At 68.6% G+C, this 16,743-nt stretch carries 12 protein-coding genes and 1 tRNA gene; 4 read left to right on the top strand and 9 right to left on the bottom strand.

From position 1 onward, the window contains the following. Window positions 1-114: 114 nt before the first annotated feature. From FOZ70_RS13165 to hrpA, 5 genes are all read right to left on the bottom strand, one after another. A complete protein-coding gene (locus FOZ70_RS13165; RefSeq protein ID WP_059707090.1) occupies window positions 115-930 on the bottom strand; it encodes a molybdopterin-binding protein in 816 nt (271 codons plus the stop codon). After that, window positions 927-1,754: an EI24 domain-containing protein gene (locus FOZ70_RS13160; RefSeq protein WP_059707092.1), complete on the bottom strand. Its 828-nt coding sequence runs from the start codon at window positions 1,752-1,754 to the stop codon at window positions 927-929. The genes FOZ70_RS13165 and FOZ70_RS13160 overlap by 4 nt, the downstream gene beginning before the upstream one ends. 111 nt (window positions 1,755-1,865) lie before the next feature. Beyond that, window positions 1,866-2,840, bottom strand: a complete 975-nt coding sequence (locus FOZ70_RS13155; protein ID WP_021157648.1) for a sterol desaturase family protein — start codon at window positions 2,838-2,840, stop codon at window positions 1,866-1,868. Between the two features lie 16 nt (window positions 2,841-2,856). Continuing rightward, entirely contained in the window at window positions 2,857-3,846 is a 990-nt protein-coding gene (locus FOZ70_RS13150; protein WP_021157647.1) for a beta-propeller fold lactonase family protein, read from the bottom strand. 181 nt (window positions 3,847-4,027) lie between these two features. Continuing rightward, the gene (gene hrpA, locus FOZ70_RS13145) at window positions 4,028-8,236 is read right to left on the bottom strand and encodes an ATP-dependent RNA helicase HrpA (RefSeq protein ID WP_219706062.1); all 4,209 of its coding nucleotides are present in this window, start codon (window positions 8,234-8,236) and stop codon (window positions 4,028-4,030) included. Between the two features lie 23 nt (window positions 8,237-8,259). Here hrpA and argA point away from each other — a divergent pair, with 23 nt between their 5' ends. Next, window positions 8,260-9,639, top strand: a complete 1,380-nt coding sequence (gene argA / locus FOZ70_RS13140; RefSeq protein ID WP_048024097.1) for an amino-acid N-acetyltransferase — start codon at window positions 8,260-8,262, stop codon at window positions 9,637-9,639. Window positions 9,640-9,689: 50 nt separating this feature from the next. Next, window positions 9,690-9,965 (top strand): oxidative damage protection protein, encoded by a 276-nt coding sequence (locus FOZ70_RS13135; RefSeq protein ID WP_006478357.1) that lies wholly within the window; start codon window positions 9,690-9,692, stop codon window positions 9,963-9,965. A gap of 139 nt (window positions 9,966-10,104) precedes the next feature. Here the strand turns inward: FOZ70_RS13135 and FOZ70_RS13130 are convergent, their stop codons facing one another. The 3 genes from FOZ70_RS13130 to FOZ70_RS13120 all read right to left on the bottom strand — a co-directional run bounded on the left by FOZ70_RS13130 (window position 10,105) and on the right by FOZ70_RS13120 (window position 14,566). Beyond that, window positions 10,105-11,532: an MFS transporter gene (locus tag FOZ70_RS13130; RefSeq protein WP_219706059.1), complete on the bottom strand. Its 1,428-nt coding sequence runs from the start codon at window positions 11,530-11,532 to the stop codon at window positions 10,105-10,107. An 89-nt stretch (window positions 11,533-11,621) separates the two neighbouring features. Next, window positions 11,622-12,818, bottom strand: a complete 1,197-nt coding sequence (locus FOZ70_RS13125) for a CaiB/BaiF CoA-transferase family protein (RefSeq protein ID WP_060074627.1) — start codon at window positions 12,816-12,818, stop codon at window positions 11,622-11,624. Next, window positions 12,815-14,566: an acyl-CoA dehydrogenase family protein gene (locus tag FOZ70_RS13120; protein ID WP_219706057.1), complete on the bottom strand. Its 1,752-nt coding sequence runs from the start codon at window positions 14,564-14,566 to the stop codon at window positions 12,815-12,817. The genes FOZ70_RS13125 and FOZ70_RS13120 overlap by 4 nt, the downstream gene beginning before the upstream one ends. Before the next feature lie 174 nt (window positions 14,567-14,740). Between FOZ70_RS13120 and FOZ70_RS13115 the strand changes: the two genes are divergently transcribed. Beyond that, window positions 14,741-15,643, top strand: a complete 903-nt coding sequence (locus FOZ70_RS13115) for a LysR family transcriptional regulator (protein ID WP_219706055.1) — start codon at window positions 14,741-14,743, stop codon at window positions 15,641-15,643. A gap of 99 nt (window positions 15,644-15,742) precedes the next feature. After that, window positions 15,743-15,817: transfer RNA gene (locus tag FOZ70_RS13110), tRNA-Val, on the top strand. 129 nt (window positions 15,818-15,946) lie between these two features. Here the strand turns inward: FOZ70_RS13110 and FOZ70_RS13105 are convergent. Continuing rightward, window positions 15,947-16,743, bottom strand: a 797-nt coding sequence (locus FOZ70_RS13105) for an aminotransferase class III-fold pyridoxal phosphate-dependent enzyme (RefSeq protein ID WP_219706053.1), incomplete at its 5' end; no start/stop codon positions are given.

Below are 16,743 nucleotides of genomic sequence, written 5' to 3'. Positions count from 1 at the left end.
GGCGCGCGGCGCACGCCGGTGACGACAGCCTCATCGTCGAGCCGGGCGATGACATGCCGATGACGGGCCGCGTTGCGCGGCCCGTGGTTTTTGTGCGGCCGGCCGGTACGCCGCTCAGGCGCGCGACGCCTCGGCTTCGACGACGTCGCCGCCGAGCAGGTGCACGCCCTCGCGCAGCTTCACGTACGCGGCTGCGACCGCTTCCGGCTCGCCCTTCACGCCGAGGTCGATGTGACGGCGCGCGAAGATCCCGCCACGCTCCGCATCGCCCACGCTCGGCAGGCTGAACACGCGTACGCCCGGGAAATCGCGCTCGATGCGCTCCATCAACGGCGTGAGCGTCGATTCCGGCAGCTCGAACACGTACAGCGAACGCTCCGCGTGCGGCGTCGCGTGATGCAGGTGCGCGTACTTCGTATCGAGCACCCATTCGATCATCGGCCACGCCATCACCGGGAAGCCCGGCACGAAGTGCAGGTCGCCGACCGAGAAACCGGGAATCCGGTTGTAGCCGTTCGGGATGATCGTCGCGCCCACCGGAAACACGCCCATGTTGAAGCGGTGCTGGTTCTCCGGGGAATCGAAATCGACCGGCGTGGCCGGGTCGGTGTGGGTTTCGCGGATCCGCTCCGAAATCAGCGCCTTCGCTTCCGGGTGCAGCTCGAGCGTCACGCCGAGCGCGGCGGCCGCGCACTGGCGCGTGTGGTCGTCCGGCGTCGCGCCGATCCCGCCCGTCGAGAACACGATGTCGCCCGACGCGATCGCGCGCGCGAGCGTCGCCGTGATGCGCGCGGGATCGTCGCCGACGTATTCGGCCCAGCCGAGCGCGAGGCCGCGTGCGCCGAGCAGCTCGATGACCTTCGCCAGATGCTTGTCCTGCCGGCGGCCCGAAAGGATTTCGTCGCCGATGATGATGATGCCGATGCTCATGCCTGCCCCATGTCGATTGCGGTGGCGCGCGAACTCGCACGCAGGTCCTCCAGCGCGCGCAGGCAATAATGCCCGAACCACAGCGCCGAGAAGACGAGGATGAAAGCGTAAACCCAGATCATGGCCGCCGCGACGAACGGGAACAGCACCATCATCCAGACCGACGATACCCACACGAAGGTCGGCACGGTGCCGAGCAGCCCGGTCGCGACGCCGATGGCGATCAGCGGCCAGCGGTGCCGGCGCACGAGCGCCCGGCGCTCGTCGCGGCTCGCGTGCAGCGCGAGTGCGTCGTAGGTCATCACGCGGTACGTGAGCCAGCCCCAGATCACGGGCGGCAGCAGCGCGAAGAACGGTGGAATCAGCCACAGCGGGATCGTGACGACCAGCACGACGACGCCGGCCAGCGCCGCCCACAGCGAATTGAACACGCTGCCGAAGAAGGTGCCGCCCCGCTTCGGCTCGAGCGCCGCGAACTGCCGGTTCGACAGGTGCTTGATCACGACCGGCATCGAAATCGTCGCGATCAGCAACAGCACGGTCAGCACGATCAGCGGAATCGCGAGCGACACGACCACGAACGGCGCGACGACCGCATGCAGCTGCGACATGCCGATCGCGTCGAACGCGCGGTACAGCAGGGCCGTCAGCACGAAGCCGTCGAGCGCGCCGCGTGCGAGGTCCAGCAGCGTCTGCCACGAGAACCACAGCACGACGCCCCACAGGACGGCCGAGACGAGAAACGGCATCAGGGTGAGCCAGAGCATGCGCGGATGCAGTGCGCTCGCCAATGCCCGGACGAAGGAACGCAGCAAGTCGTTCATGCGAGCCTGTATCGACGGAGAAAAACGGGGAAAGGATAAACCACGCGGCCCGCATGCGCCAAAGCACATGCGGGCCGCGTGGGAGAGCCGCTCAACGTGGGAATGGCCGGATCAGGCCGACGCCGCGCCGCGCTTGGCGGGAAACAGGCGCCGGAAGATCCGCACGAACGCGAGGCCGTGCTGCGCCCAGAAGCCTTCGCCGTAGGACACGCCCTCGACCTGGTCGCGGATGCCGGTCGGCTCGACCGTGCGGTTCCACGACGCGGTGCCGAACATCATGTCCCACCACGGGAACAGCACGCCGAAGTTGCAGCCGTACTTCGTGCCTTCGTGGCCGTAGCCGACCGCGTGGTGGCGCCGGTGGAAGATCGGGCTCACGAACAGGCGCTCGCCGAGCCAGCCGAACGACAGGCGCGCATTCGTGTGCTGAATGCTCTGCATGAAGTTGGTGAACGCGGTCAGCACGACGAACTGCGACGGCGTCACGCCGATCACGAGCGCGATCGCCGCGAAGAAGCACGACTGGATCACGTCGTCGAGCACGTGGTTGCGGTCGTCGCACCACAGCGACATCTGGCGCTGGCTGTGATGCACGGCGTGCAGTTCCCACCAGACGCCGAACTTGTGCTGCCAGCGGTGATACCAGTAGCCGGCGAAATCGAGCACGACGAGATAGATCGCGAACGCGACGATCGGCTTCGAGGTCACGCCCGGCCACAGGTAGTCGAGGTTGACGTTCGCGACCCCGTGCAGGCGCAGCCACGCCTGGAAGTTGTCGAACAGCGGCTGCAGCGCGAAGAAGAAGAACAGCGAATAGATGCCGAGCTTCGCGATCGCGGTGTAGATCACGTCGACCCGCACGGCACGGCGGTTCGTCCAGCGCTCGACGGGCCGCAGCGCCTCGAGCGGACGCAGCAGCACGAACATCAGTACCATCTGCAGCGCGCCGACGATCACCCAGTACAGCGCGTCGTAGGTGTCCTCGTCGTAGTCCATCAGGTTGAACTTGAAGAGGAGCGGCTGCACGACGTCGACGTACAGCCAGGTCTGGATGTCCGATACGAACGCATCGATCAGGTGCAGCATCGTTCTCCCCCGCCCGTCACGCGCCGTTCGCGGCGCGCCACGGCGCGCGGTCGTAGAAGTAGATCCCGTGCGGCGAACGGCCGACGGCGATCGTCTGCACCAGCTTGCGCGACGCCAGGTCGATGATCCCGACCTTCTTCGCGAAGCGGAACGTCACCCACAGCGTCTTCTTGTCGGCGGACAGCTCCATGTCGTCCGGGCCCGGCAGCAGGCCGGTGATGTCGCCGACGTTGGTGAGCGTGTTCTCGTCGATGATGCTGATCGTGTTCGCGACCCGGTTCGTCACCGCGACGTGGGTGCCGTCGGCGAGCGAACGGAAGTTGTGCGCGCCCTTGCCGGTGTAGATCTGCTTGACGACCTTCTGGTTGCGCCAGTCGACCACCGCGACGTAATCCGCGCCCGTCATGCCGACGAGCAGGTACTTGTCGTCCGGCGTGAGCCACAGGCCGGCCGGCACCTTGCCGACCTTCATCTTCCACTTGACCGTCTGCGTCGGCAGGTCGATCGCCGCGATCTCGCCGGACACCTGCAGCGACACGAGCAGCGTCTTGCTGTCCTTCGTGAACGCGAGGTGGCTCGGCATGACTTCGAGCGGCACGCGCTTCACGAGCTTCAGGTCGCGGCCGTCGTAGCCGTAGATGTCGACGCGGTCGAGGCGCAGGCCGGCGGCCGCGAACCACTTGCGGTCGGGCGAGAAACCGAGCTGGTAAGGATCGTCGATCCCTTCGACGGTGCGCTGCAGCTTGCCCGTCTTCGGATCGAGGAACATCAGGCTGTTCGAGACCGAATTTGCAACGATCAGCGACGAATTGTCGGGCGTTGCCATCAGGTGGTGCGGTTCCTTGCCGGTCGGCATCGTGCCGACGACCTCACGGGTCTGCTGGTCGATCAGGGAAAGCGTCGCTTCGGCCGAATTGAGGATGATCACGTTATTCGCGTGGGCGGCGGGCGCCAGCACGGCGGCGGCCAGCGCGAGCGTGCGGCCGAGGGAAAGGAAAGTGCGCATGAAGACTCACGTCGTGGAACAACCGTCATTGTAAAACGTTCAACCGGCCCGGCCGGTTGACCTGGGCCGGCATTGCGCCACTTCGACGCACGCGGCGGCGGCCCGGCCGGGCGGCGCGGCAAGCGCCGCGCGGCCGGCCGGGGCCCGGTGCCGGCGCGAAGCCCGGGAAGCCGATGTTGCGCTAGCGCTGCATCGACTCCCAGACCTTGTGCAGACGCTTGACAGAGACAGGCATCGGCGTGCGCAGTTCCTGCGCGAACAGCGAAATCCGCAATTCCTCGAGCAGCCAGCGGAATTCCGCGAGCCGCGGATCGGCGACGCCGCCGCGCTGCGACACCGCGCGCTGGTACTGCTGGGCGAGCGGCAGCAGGTCGGCCGACTGCTTCGCGTCGCGCGCCGGATCGGCCTTCAGCTTGTCGATCCGCAGCGCGATGCCCTTCAGGTAGCGCGGGAAGTGCGCGAGTTGCGCGTAGGGCGTATCGATCACGAAGCGCTTGCCGACCAGCGCGGCGAGCTGCTGCTGCAGGTCCGCATGCGCCTGCGCGAACGGCTTCGCCTGCGCGAGCTTCTTCACGAGACCCGCGTATTCGGCCAGGACCTGCCCGACCAGCCGCGCGATTTCCTGCGCGAGCAGGTTCAGGCGGCTTCGGCCCTCGTCACGGCGCGCGTGAAAGCTCGCGTCGTCGTCGGGCAGCGGGTCCTGCAGGCACGCGCGGTCGAGCGCCGTGTCGATCAGCTGGTCGCGCAATTCGTCCTGCGTGCCGAGCGACATGTACTGCATCGCCATCTCGCGCAGGCCCGGCAGGTTCTTCTCGAGGAACTTGATCGGCTCCTTCAGCTGCAGCGCGAACAGCCGCCGCAAGCCGGCCCGGTGGATGCGCGCGGCCTCCTCCGGCGAATCGAACACCTCGACGTCGCAATGCGTGCCGCGATCGACGAGCGCCGGGTAGCCGTACAGCGTCTGACCGCGCCGGCGGATTTCCAGCAGTTCGGGGAGCTTGCCGAAATTCCACGTCGTCAGGTTCTCGTACAGCGCCGTCGCGCCGGCTTCCGCCGGAGCGGACGTCTGCGGCGCCGCGCCCTTCGCGGGCTTCGGGCCGCGGCCGGGTGCGCCGGCCGTACTGGCCGCCGCCGGCGCCTGGCCGACCGGCTGACCCGCATCGGCATCGCCGCCAGCCGCGATCGTCGACGCCGCCGCGATCTTCTGGAACTGCTGCTGCGCCTGCGCGCCCAGCTCCTGGCGAAGCTGCGCGAGATTGCGCCCCATCGCGAGCTGGCGGCCGTGCTCGTCGATCACCTTGAAGTTCATGAACAGGTGCGCGGGCAGCGTCTCGAGCTTGAAATCGGCCGTTTTCATCGCGACCTGCGTCTCGCCGCGCACGTCGGCGATCAGCGCCTCGACGAGCCCGCCCGCGCCGAAGCGCTCGCGGCCCATCCGCTCGACGAAGCCGGCCGCGTATTCGGGCAACGGCACGCAGTGCCGGCGCAGCTTCTGCGGCAGCGACTTCAGCAGCAACTGCACCTTTTCCTTCAGCATCCCCGGCACGAGCCACTCGCAGCGGCGCGCGTCGACCTGGTTCAGCGCATACAGCGGCACCGCGAGCGTCACGCCGTCGCGCGGCGTGCCCGGCTCGAAGTGATACGTGAGCGCCATCTCCACGCCGGCCATCGTCGCGCGCTTCGGGAACAGCTCGGTCGTCACGCCGGCCGCCTCGTGGCGCATCAGGTCGTCGCGCGACAGGTACAGCAGCCGCTGCTTGTCCTCGGGCTGGCCGCCCTTCTTCACCTCGTCGCGATACCAGCGCTCGAATGCGGCGCCCGTGTGGATGCCCGCCGGAATCGCCTGGTCGTAGTACGCGTAGATCAGCTCGTCGTCGACCAGCACGTCCTGCCGGCGCGACTTGTGCTCGAGCTGCTCGATGTCGGCGAGCAGCTTGCGGTTGTGCGCGAAGAACGGCAGCTTCGTGTCGAATTCGCCTTCGACCAGCGCGCCGCGGATGAACAGCTCGCGCGCCCGCGCCGGATCCTGCTTGCCGAATGCGACGCGCCGGCGGTGGTAGATCGGCAGCCCGTACAGCGTCGCGCGCTCGAACGCGCTGACCTGCGCCGGGCGCTTCTCCCAGTGCGGCTCCGACAGCGATTTCTTCAGCAGGTGCGCGCCGATCTTCTCGACCCACTCCGGCTCGATCTTCGCGAGGCAGCGCGCGTACAGCCGGCTCGTCTCGACGAGCTCCGCCGCCATCACCCAGCGGCCGGCCTTCTTCGCGAGCACGGAGCCCGGCCACAGGTAGAACTTGATCCCGCGCGCGCCGAGATAGTGCGGATCGTCATCGGCCTTCAGGCCGAGGTTGCCGAGCAGGCCCGTCAGCAGGGCCAGATGGACCTGTTCGTACGTCGCCTCGGCTTCGTTGAGCCGCCAGCCGTGCTCGCGCACGACGGTCAGCAGCTGCGAGTGGACGTCGCGCCACTCGCGCAGCCGCAGGTGCGACAGGAAGTTCTGCCGGCATGCGTCGACGAGCTGGCGGTTCGACTTCTTGTGCGCGACCGCCTCTTCGAACCACGCCCAGATCTTCAGCCACTGCAGGAACTCGGAACGCTCGTCGGCGAACCGGCGGTGCGCCTGGTCGGCCTGCTCCTGCGCTTCGATCGGGCGGTCGCGCGGGTCCTGCACGGACAGCGCGCTCGCGATGATCAGCACCTCGCGCAGCGACTGCTGGTCGCGCGCGGCGAGAATCATCCGGCCGACGCGCGGGTCGAGCGGCAGCCGCGCGAGTTCGCGGCCGAGCGGCGTCAGCGCGTTGTCGTCGTCGACCGCGCCGAGCTCGTTGAGCAGCTGGTAGCCGTCCGCGATCGCGCGGCCGGGCGGCGGCTCGAGGAACGGGAACGATTCGATCGCCGTCAGGTGCAGCGACTTCATCCGCAGGATCACCGACGCGAGCGACGAGCGCAGGATTTCCGGGTCGGTGAAGCGTGCGCGCGCCTGGTAGTCGCTTTCCTCGTACAAGCGAATGCACACGCCGTCGGCCACGCGGCCGCAGCGGCCCGCGCGCTGGTTTGCGGCCGCCTGCGAGATCGACTCGACCTGCAGCTGCTCGACCTTGTTCCGGTACGAATAGCGCTTCACGCGCGCGAGGCCGGTATCGACGACGTAGCGGATGCCCGGCACCGTCAGCGAGGTTTCGGCCACGTTGGTCGCGAGCACGATCCGGCGCGCGTTCGATGCCTTGAACACCTTGTCCTGGTCGGCCGCCGACAGCCGCGCGAACAGCGGCAGGATCTCGGTATGCGGCGGATGATGCTTGCGCAGCGCCTCGGCCGCCTCGCGGATCTCGCGCTCGCCGGGCAGGAACACCAGCACGTCGCCGGGGCCTTCGCGGCACAGTTCGTCGACCGCGTCGACGATCGCGTCCATCAGGTCGCGCTCGGCTTCGCGCGCGGTCTTCACGCGATCGCGGCCGCCCGTGCCTTCGGCATTTTTCACGGCCGGGCGATCCTCGGCCACCGGCCGGTAGCGCATCTCGACCGGATACAGCCGCCCGCTCACCTCGATCACGGGCGCAGGACGCTCGTCGGTGCCGAAATGGCGCGCGAAGCGATCGGCGTCGATCGTCGCGGACGTGACGATCAGCTTCAGGTCCGGCCGCCGCGGCAGGATTTCCTTCAGATAGCCGAGCAGGAAGTCGATGTTCAGGCTGCGCTCGTGCGCCTCGTCGATGATCAGCGTGTCGTACGCCTTCAGCAGCGGATCGGTCTGCGTCTCGGCGAGCAGGATCCCGTCCGTCATCAGCTTCACGGACGCGCCCGGCGCGAGATTGTCGGTAAAGCGCACCTTGTAGCCGACCACCTCGCCGAACGGCGTGCCGAGTTCCTCGGCGATCCGCCGGCCGGTCGACGATGCAGCCAGACGGCGCGGCTGCGTATGGCCGATCAGGCCCGTGCCGCCGGCGCCGAGGCCGCGGCCGAGATCGAGACAGATCTTCGGCAGCTGCGTGGTCTTGCCCGAGCCGGTTTCGCCGCAGACGATGACAACCTGATGACCGGCGATCGCGCGCGCGATTTCGTCGCGCTTGCCCGACACCGGCAGGCTTTCAGGGTACGTGATCGGCGGGACGGGGTTCGGTGCGACGACGGCGCGCGGCGGCCGCTCGCGGCGCGGCGGGCGCTCGCCCGTTGCCTGGGGTGCGCCCTTCGCGGCCGGCTGGCGCGCATCGCCGCGCCGTTCGTCACCGCGCGGTGCGCGCGGCGCGTCTGCCGGTTTGCCCGCCTGCTTTTCCTGCTGCTGGCGCGCTGGCTGGCCCTGCTGCTCGCGTGCGTCGGCCGCACCATCCGGGTGCCGGGCCGACGGCGTATTGGCCCGCGTCGGCGCGGGACTTTTAGAAACATTCGACATGGGGGCGCATTATAATCCCGCCCATGAATTCCCAAACCGACCTCCCCCCCGCCCAGACCGGCGCCGCGACGCCGCCGGCCGCCGACGATTCGGCCGCCAGTCACGCGCAGTTCGTCGACTGGATGCGCTCCGTCGCGCCCTATATCCACAAGTTCCGCAACAGCACGTTCGTCGTGGGGTTTGGCGGTGAGGTGGTGCAGCAGGGGCTCCTGAACGCGCTCGTGTCCGACATCGCGCTGCTGCAGGCAATGGGTATCCAGATCGTGCTGGTGCACGGTTCGCGCCCGCAGGTCGAGGAGCAGCTGAGCCTGCACGGTGTCGAATCCGAGTTTTCGCACGGCCTGCGCATCACCGATGCGCGCGCGCTCGAATCCGCGAAGGAAGCGGCCGGCGAAGTGCGTCTCGACATCGAGGCCGCGATCAGCCAGGGTCTGCCGAACTCGCCGATGGCGCACGCGCACATCAGCGTCGTGTCGGGCAACTTCGTGACCGCGCGGCCGGTGGGGATTCTCGACGGGGTCGATTTCGCGCATACGGGCATCGTGCGCAAGATCGACGCCGAGTCGATCCGTCATTCTCTCGCGAGCCGCAAGCTCGTGCTGCTGTCGCCGCTCGGCTTCTCGCCGACCGGCGAAGCGTTCAACCTGTCGATGGAAGACGTCGCGTCGGCCGCCGCGATCGCACTGCGCGCCGACAAGATCATCTTCCTGACCGAAGGGCCCGGCATCGTCGACGACGAAGGCGAGCTGGTGCGAGAAATGTCGCTCGACGCGGCGGCCGAGCTGCTCGACTCCGGCAACATCCAGGGCGACGACGGGTTCTTCCTCAAGCACTCGATCCGCGCATGCCGCGGCGGCGTGACCCGGGCCCACCTGATCCCGCAGTCGCTCGACGGCAGCATGCTGCTCGAACTGTTCCTGCACGACGGCGTCGGCACGATGATCTCGTACGAGAACCTCGAGAGCCTGCGCGAAGCGACGCCGGACGACGTCGGCGGCATCCTGTCGCTGATCGAGCCGCTCGAGTCGGACGGCACGCTGGTGCGCCGCGGCCGCCACCAGATCGAACGCGACATCGACCACTTCTCGGTGATCGAGCACGATGGCGTGTTGTTCGGCTGCGCGGCGCTGTATCCGTACCAGCAGGAGAAGATCGGCGAGATGGCGTGCCTGACGGTCGCGCCGGAAGCGCAGGGCTCGGGCGACGGCGAACGCCTGCTCAAGCGCATCGAGCAGCGCGCCCGTGCACGCGGCCTCACGCACATCTTCGTGCTCACGACGCGCACCGAGCACTGGTTCCTCAAGCGCGGCTTCGTCAAGGTCAGCGTCGACGACCTCCCCGAAGACCGCCGCAAACTCTATAACTGGCAGCGCAAGTCGCTCGTGCTGATGAAGCAGCTCTGAGCGCAGGCACGACTGCCCTCCCCCCAGTTCGATTACAGGAGAAGTACACGATGGCTCGAATGATTCAATGCGCGAAGCTCGGCAAGGAAGCCGAAGGCCTCGATTTCCCGCCGCTGCCGGGCGAACTCGGCAAGCGCATTTACGAGAGCGTCTCGAAGGAAGCGTGGCAGGGCTGGCTCAAGCAGCAGACGATGCTGATCAACGAGAACCGCCTGAACATGGCCGACCCGCGCGCGCGCCAGTACCTGATGAAGCAGACCGAGAAGTACTTCTTCGGCGACGGCGCGGACCAGGCGTCCGGCTACGTGCCGCCGACGGAAGGCTGATGATGCGATGCGCGCGGCCGGCAGCCTGCCGGCCGCGTGCTCCGGGAAAGACGGCACCGTGTTTCGCACGGTGCCGTTTTCTTTTGGCGACATGCGCTCGGGGCGTTCCCGCCTCCCGCGCGGCGGCATGGCATGCCGCTCAGCCGGCCGGCTTCAGCGCGCCGCCGTCGCCCGGCTGCGCGCTCCCGTCGGCCGCGGGTGCCGCGCTGCCGCCTTCGGTGCCCCATTCGGCCGCATCGCTGCGTTCGGCCGTCGACAGTTCGTCCGCGCGATACCCGGTGCGATTCAGCAGCGCGAGCATGCAGACGAGCGACACGAGCGCGTAAAGCCCCGACGCAACCGCGACGCCGACGATGCTGCCGGTCGTGTTGAGGATCGCCTGCGCGAGCACGGGCGTGCCGCCGCCGACGACGAGCGCGCTCAGCTGATACGCGAGCGACAGGCCCGTGTAGCGGATGTTCGCCGGAAACACGCGCGCGAGCACGCCGCCGACCGCACCGTAGAACATCGCCGACGGAATCGTCGAGATGCACATGCCCGCGACGGCGATCCAATACGAACGCGTCGCGAGCGCATGGAACATCACCGGCATCAGCACGATTTCCGGAATCAGGATCCAGCACATCGCGCGGCGCATGTCGACCTTCGACACGAACCACGCGCCGACCGGCTGCATCAGGAACTGCACGACGAGCGAGATCGACAGGATGCCGAGGAACGTGCCCTGCGCGTAGCCGAGCTCCTTCGTCGCCCACGACAGTGCGAACGTGCTGCGGAAGTACGTGACGTTGATCACCGGCAGCGTGCCGGCCGCGAGCAGCACGACGACCCGGTGATCGCGCACGACGTCGCGCAGCGGCAGCTTCACGGTGCGCTTGCGCGCGAGCACGCGCTGCATGTCGGCCGACTCCTCGAGCTTCAGCCGGATCACCATGCCGATGATCACCAGCACGGCCGACAGCAGGAACGGAATGCGCCAGCCCCACATCAGGAACGACGGTGTCGGCAGCGCGCTCAGCGCGAAAAACGCGGCCGTGGCCAGCAGGTTGCCGGTGGGCGAACCCTGCTGCGCGAACGCCGCGTACAGGATGCTGCGATGCTTCGGCGCGTTCTCGCTCGCGATCAGCACCGCGCCGCCCCACTCGCCGCCGACCGCGATGCCCTGCAGCACGCGCAGCGCGACGAGGCCGGCCGGCGCCCATACACCGATCTGCGCATAACCGGGCAGCAGGCCGATGCCGGTCGTCGCGAGCCCCATCATCACCAGCGTGATCACGAGCGCGGTCTTGCGGCCGACACGATCGCCGAGATGCCCGAACACGATGCCGCCGAGCGGCCGCGCGGCGAAGCCGGCCCAGAACGTGACGAACGCAAGCAGCGTCGCGACGCCGGGATCCATCCTGCTCGAAAAGAACACCTTGCCGAACACGAGTGCCGCGGCGGTGCCGTAGATGTAGAAGTCGTACCACTCGATCGTGGTGCCGACGAACGCCGCGAAGGCGGCACGGCCGGGCCGCGGCTGCGGCTGCGGTTGCGGCTCGGCGGGCGGGGATGGCTGACGGCTCATCGATGTCTCCATGTTTATGTTTCCGGGGCGCGACTGCCGCGCGCCTTTCCCGGGTGGCCGGCATGGCGCCGCCGGCCGGCGGCGTCGTGTCAGCCGGGGGCTTCCCTCAGCACGCCGGCGTCAAGCAGTTGCTGCTGGAGCGCGGGATCGATGCCGAGGCGATCGAGCACCGCGCGCGTGTCGCCGCCCAGCGCGGGCGGTGGCGAACGATAGGTAGCCGGCGTGCGCGACAGCTTCACCGGCGACGCGGTGCCGCGATACGCGCCGATCTCGACGAACAGGTTCCGGTGCAGCGCATGCGGATCGTGCGCGACGTCGGCCACCGTTCGCACCGGCCCGCACGGCACGCCGGCCGCCATCAGGTCGCGCGCGAGCGGCTCGCATGCGTGCGCGGCGAGCCGCGCTTCCAGTTCGGCCTTCAGCTCGGGACGGTGCGCGCAGCGGTTGCGGTTGTCGACGAAGCGTGGATCCCCCGCGAGCGCCGGCACGCCGAGATGCGCGACGAGCCGCGCGAACTGCCGGTCGTTGCCGATCGCGAGGAAGATCGGCACAGTCGCCGTGCGGTAGCTGTCGTATGGCGCGATGTTCGGATGCGCGTTGCCGCTGCGCGCCGGCACGCGCCCCGAACCGAAGAAGTTCGGCAGGTGCGGATGCAGCAGCGACACGCCGCAGTCGTACAGCGCGATGTCGATCGACTGTCCGCGCCCGCTCTTCTCGCGCTCCGCGAGCGCCAGCAGGATGCCCGCGAGCGCATTGAGGCCCGTGACCATGTCGACGATCGGCAGACCGATGCGCGTCGCGTCGCCGTCGCGCTCGCCGTTGACGCTCATCAGCCCCGCCATCGCCTGGATCACCGCGTCGTAGCCGGGCAGCCCGCCGAGCGGGCCCGTTTCGCCGAAGCCCGTCACCGCGCAGTGGATCAGGCGCGGGAAGCGCGGCTGCAAGTCGCGCGCGTAATCCATCCCCCAGCGCGCGAGCGTGCCGGGCTTGAAGTTCTCGACGAGCACGTCCGCCTCTTCGAGCAGGCGCCACAGGATCGCGCGCCCCTCGTCGCGCGACAGGTCGAGCGCGAGCCCTTCCTTGTTGCGGTTGACGCCCATGAAGTACCACGCGGTGTCGCCGAGGAACGGTGGCCCCCAGCCGCGCGTCTCGTCGCCGTCCGGCGGCTCGATCTTGACCACCGTCGCCCCGTGGTCGGCGAGTGCCTGCGTGCAGTACGGGCCGCCGAGCACGCGGCTCAGGTCGACGACCTTCAGGCCGTCCAGTGCGCCACGCGAGGCGGTCATCGTTCGACCTCCGGCAGCAGGTCGAGCGCGGTATCGAGCGCGATGGGCGCGCCGCGCAGCAGCGCGCCGCAGGCGGCCGATTCGTCGTCGCGCGATGCCGGCGCAAGCGGGTCGACCGGCAGCAGCTTGTGGCGCACGACCAGGTGCGCGAGCGCGAGACGCCGGAAATCCGGCGCGAGCCGCGCGCTCTCGCACGCCATCAGCACGGCCGCGCTTGCGTAGTACAGCGCGGACGCGGCCTGCCGCACGCGCGCGTCGTCGCCTTCCGCCGCGACCCGCGCAAGCCCGTCGCACGCGCGCGCGAGGATGCGCCGCAACGCCGCGCGGCTCGCGTCGGGCAGCGGCGCCGCGCCGAGGCGGTCGCCGAGAAAGGTACGCAGCGCATCGAGCGCCTGCTCGCGCTGCGCGGCCCGCGCGACGTCCAGCGCGACGATGTTGCTCGTGCCTTCCCAGATCGAGCCGAGATGCGCATCGCGCACGATGCGCGCGTCGCTCCATTCCTCGATGTAACCGGTGCCGCCGCGCACTTCCATCGCATCGCCCGTCACGCGCCGCGCATCGCGGCACGCGCGGAACTTGATCAGCGGCGTCAGGATCCGCACGCAGCGCGCGGCCTGCTCGTCGCCGGCATCGGCCTGCGGCAGCAGCAGCGCGATCTGCATGAACATCGCGCGCGCGGCCTCGGCCGGCAGCAGCATCTTCAACAACTGGCGCTGCATCAGCGGCATCTCGATCAGCTTGCGGCCGAACGCCTCGCGGTGCGCGGCGACGTGCAGCGCCTCGTTCAGCGCGCGCCGCATCAGCCCCGCCGCGCGCACGCCGTTCGACAGCCGCGACATGTTGATCATGTCGGCCATCTGGTGGAAACCGCGGCCGATCTCGCCGATCAGAAACGCCTGCGCGCCTTCGAGCGCGATCTCGCCGCTCGCCATCGACCGGCTGCCGAGCTTGTCCTTCAGGCGCACGATCCGGTAGCGGTTGCGCGTGCCGTCCGGCAGCGTCTTCGGCAGCAGGAACAACGCGAGGCCCTTGATGCCGTCCGGCGCGCCGTCTGGCCGCGCGAGCACCATCGCGAGATCGGCGTCCGCGTTCGAGCAGAACCACTTGTCGCCGGTCAGGCGCCAGACGGTCTCGCCGTGCGCGTCCGTCTCGCGCGTCGCCCGCGTGGTGATCCGGCCGACATCGGAACCTGCCGCCTGCTCGGTCATGAACATCGCGCCCTGGTACAGCGTGTCGAAGTCGCGCGACGCGAGCTTCGGCAGGTAGCGCGCGACGAGCGCCGGATCGCCGAAGCGGCGCATCGTACGCGTCAGCGAATCGGTCATGCTGACCGGGCAGCACAGCCCGAATTCGGCCTGCACGAACAGGAACGTCAGCGCGTACTTGACGAGCGGCGCAACGGATTCCGCCCCGTGGCTCAGCGACGCGAGCCCGAGCTCGGCATACGCGACACGTTCGAGCGCGACATACGCGGGATCCTTGTCGATCCGCTGCACGGCCTCGCCTCGCCGATTGCGGTGTTCGAGCACGGGCGGGTGCTTGTCCGCGCGCGACGCCCATTCGTCGAGTTCGCCCGACACGCGTGCGCCGAGCGCGCGCAGCCGAGGCTCCAGTTCCGCATAGTGCGCGTCGCCGAGATGCAGCTTCAGCAACGCGCCGAGATCGGGATCGACCGTGAAGAAATTGAGGCCCCGGCTGTCGGGGATGTTGGATGCGCCGGCGTCCGGCGTGAGAGCGGTGTCGTTCATGCGTGCGTCTCCTGGGTTGCCTGCACATCGGCCGGCGGGGGGCGCCGCGGCGCCCGGCCAGTCCCGTGCAAAGCCTTCCGCAGAGCGTAGGCGCGCGATCGATAAGCGTCCAATACAGGATTTGTCCGGTACGATAGATACCGCTTATCGATGCCGACGCCGCGAGGAGACACCATGGAACTGAGGCAGTTGCGCTACTTCGTGGCGGTCGCCGAGGAACTGCATTTCGGGCGCGCGGCAAAGCGCCTGTTCATCTCGCAGCCGGCGCTGAGTTTCGATATCCGCAAGTTCGAGGACGCGCTCGGCGTCCAGCTGTTCTCGCGCACCAACAAGACCGTCGCGCTGACCAACGCGGGCGAGGTGCTGCTCGGCGAAGCGCGCCGGCTGCTGCTGCAGGCGGCCGAGGCCGAACGCCTGACGGTGCGCTCCGCGTCGGGCCTCGCGGGCCGGCTGCGGATCGGCTTCGTTCATTCGATGCTGTATCGCGGGCTGCCCGATGCGGTGCGGCGATTCGAGGCCGACTACCCGGGCGTCGAGGTCGTGCTGAGCGAGATGAACACGCACGCGCAGGTGCAGGCGATCCAGCGCGGCCAGATCGATCTTGGCTACGCGCACTGGGGCCACTTCCCGCCCGAGGTCGAATCGGTACCCGTCTATGCGGAACCGTTCGTGTGCTGCCTGCCGGCCGCACATCCGCTCGCGCGGCGCAGGCAGGTCGCGCTTGCCGCGCTGGCCGCGGAACCGTTCATCCTGTTCCCGCGCGAAGCGGCGCCGCACTATCACGACCTGATCATCGCGCAATGCGTGAACGCCGGCTTCAGCCCGCTGATTCGCCACGAAGCGCGGCTGTGGCAGACGATCCTGTCGATGATCGAGTTCGGGATGGGCGTCGCGCTGGTGCCGCGCGTGCTGCAGCAGGCGAAGAGCGACCGGCTCGCGTTCCGGCCGCTGAAGGATGCGTCGCTCGAATCGCGCACGCTCGCGCTGAAGCGCAGCGGCACCGCCGAGCCGGTTGCGCTGCGCTTCGCCGACTACGTGCGCGCGTCGATCGACGCAATGCCCGCGCTCGCGGGCTGAGTGCACGGCCGGCTGGCAGGTATTTGCGTGTATCTGAAAAATATTTGCAGAAAGGGCTTTACGAACCCCAAAAGCTCTGACATAATTTGATTCTTCTTTGGGCGGTTAGCTCAGCGGTAGAGCACTGCCTTCACACGGCAGGGGTCACTGGTTCGATCCCAGTACCGCCCACCAAAGAATTCAAGGGCCTGCGTCTCACGACGCAGGCCCTTTTCGTTTTGGCGTCGCGCGTGCTCCGGGCGACGCGGGCGCCATGTCATTCGACGCCCGCGTCCGCACGCAGCTAGCTACCGAGATACCGGCTTACCGTGCGTGCCCCACCTGCTGCGCCGTCGCATCGAACGCCCGTTTCGCCTTGTCGACGATCTCGTCGACCTCCGCCTCGCGAATCACGAGCGGCGGCGACAGCAGCATCCGGTCGCCGGTCGCACGCATGATCAGGTTGCCGTTGAAGCAGAAGTCGCGGCAGATCGTCCCGATATCGACATTCGCACCGAACCGCTCGCGCCGGTTCCGGTCGCGCGCAAGCTGAACGCCTGCCACGAGCCCCGCTCCCGAAATCTCCCCGACGATCGGATGGTCGCCCAGCGCATCGCGCAGCCGGCGCTGGAAGTACGGCCCGATGTCGTTCTTCACGCGCTCGACGATCCCTTCGTCGCGCAGCAGCTTCAGGTTCGCGACCGCGACGGCTGCCGCGACCGGGTGGCCCGAGTACGTGAGGCCGTGATTGAATTCGCCGTTGTCGATGATCGGCCGCGCCACCCGCTCGTGAATGCCGACGGCGCCCATCGGCACGTAGCCCGACGTGAGGCCCTTGGCCATTGTGATCAGGTCCGGCTCGAAGCCGAAGTGCTGGTGCGCGAACCATTCGCCGGTACGGCCGAAGCCGCCGATCACTTCGTCGGCCACCAGCAGGATGTCGTACTTGCGGCAGATCCGCTGGATTTCCGGCCAGTACGTCGACGGCGGGAAGATCACGCCGCCCGCGCCCTGGAACGGCTCGCCGATGAACGCCGCGACGTTTTCCGCGCCGAGTTCGAGGATCTTCGCCTCGAGCTGCTGCGCGCGGGCCAGGCCGAACGCTTCCGGCGTTTCGCCGG

The sequence above is a fragment of the Burkholderia sp. COPS genome, from assembly GCF_019425585.1.
Lineage (GTDB): Bacteria > Pseudomonadota > Gammaproteobacteria > Burkholderiales > Burkholderiaceae > Burkholderia > Burkholderia cepacia.
This window is presented reverse-complemented; position numbering and strand designations above follow the sequence as displayed.

Coding starts and splice junctions, on each gene's coding strand:
- FOZ70_RS13120 (WP_219706057.1), bottom strand. CDS start 14,566: ATGAACGACACCGCTCTCACGCCGGACGCCGGCGCATCCAACATCCCC.
- FOZ70_RS13125 (WP_060074627.1), bottom strand. CDS start 12,818: ATGACCGCCTCGCGTGGCGCACTGGACGGCCTGAAGGTCGTCGACCTG.
- FOZ70_RS13115 (WP_219706055.1), top strand. CDS start 14,741: ATGGAACTGAGGCAGTTGCGCTACTTCGTGGCGGTCGCCGAGGAACTG.
- FOZ70_RS13165 (WP_059707090.1), bottom strand. CDS start 930: ATGAGCATCGGCATCATCATCATCGGCGACGAAATCCTTTCGGGCCGC.
- hrpA (WP_219706062.1), bottom strand. CDS start 8,236: ATGTCGAATGTTTCTAAAAGTCCCGCGCCGACGCGGGCCAATACGCCG.
- FOZ70_RS13135 (WP_006478357.1), top strand. CDS start 9,690: ATGGCTCGAATGATTCAATGCGCGAAGCTCGGCAAGGAAGCCGAAGGC.
- FOZ70_RS13150 (WP_021157647.1), bottom strand. CDS start 3,846: ATGCGCACTTTCCTTTCCCTCGGCCGCACGCTCGCGCTGGCCGCCGCC.
- FOZ70_RS13130 (WP_219706059.1), bottom strand. CDS start 11,532: ATGAGCCGTCAGCCATCCCCGCCCGCCGAGCCGCAACCGCAGCCGCAG.
- argA (WP_048024097.1), top strand. CDS start 8,260: ATGAATTCCCAAACCGACCTCCCCCCCGCCCAGACCGGCGCCGCGACG.
- FOZ70_RS13160 (WP_059707092.1), bottom strand. CDS start 1,754: ATGAACGACTTGCTGCGTTCCTTCGTCCGGGCATTGGCGAGCGCACTG.
- FOZ70_RS13155 (WP_021157648.1), bottom strand. CDS start 2,840: ATGCTGCACCTGATCGATGCGTTCGTATCGGACATCCAGACCTGGCTG.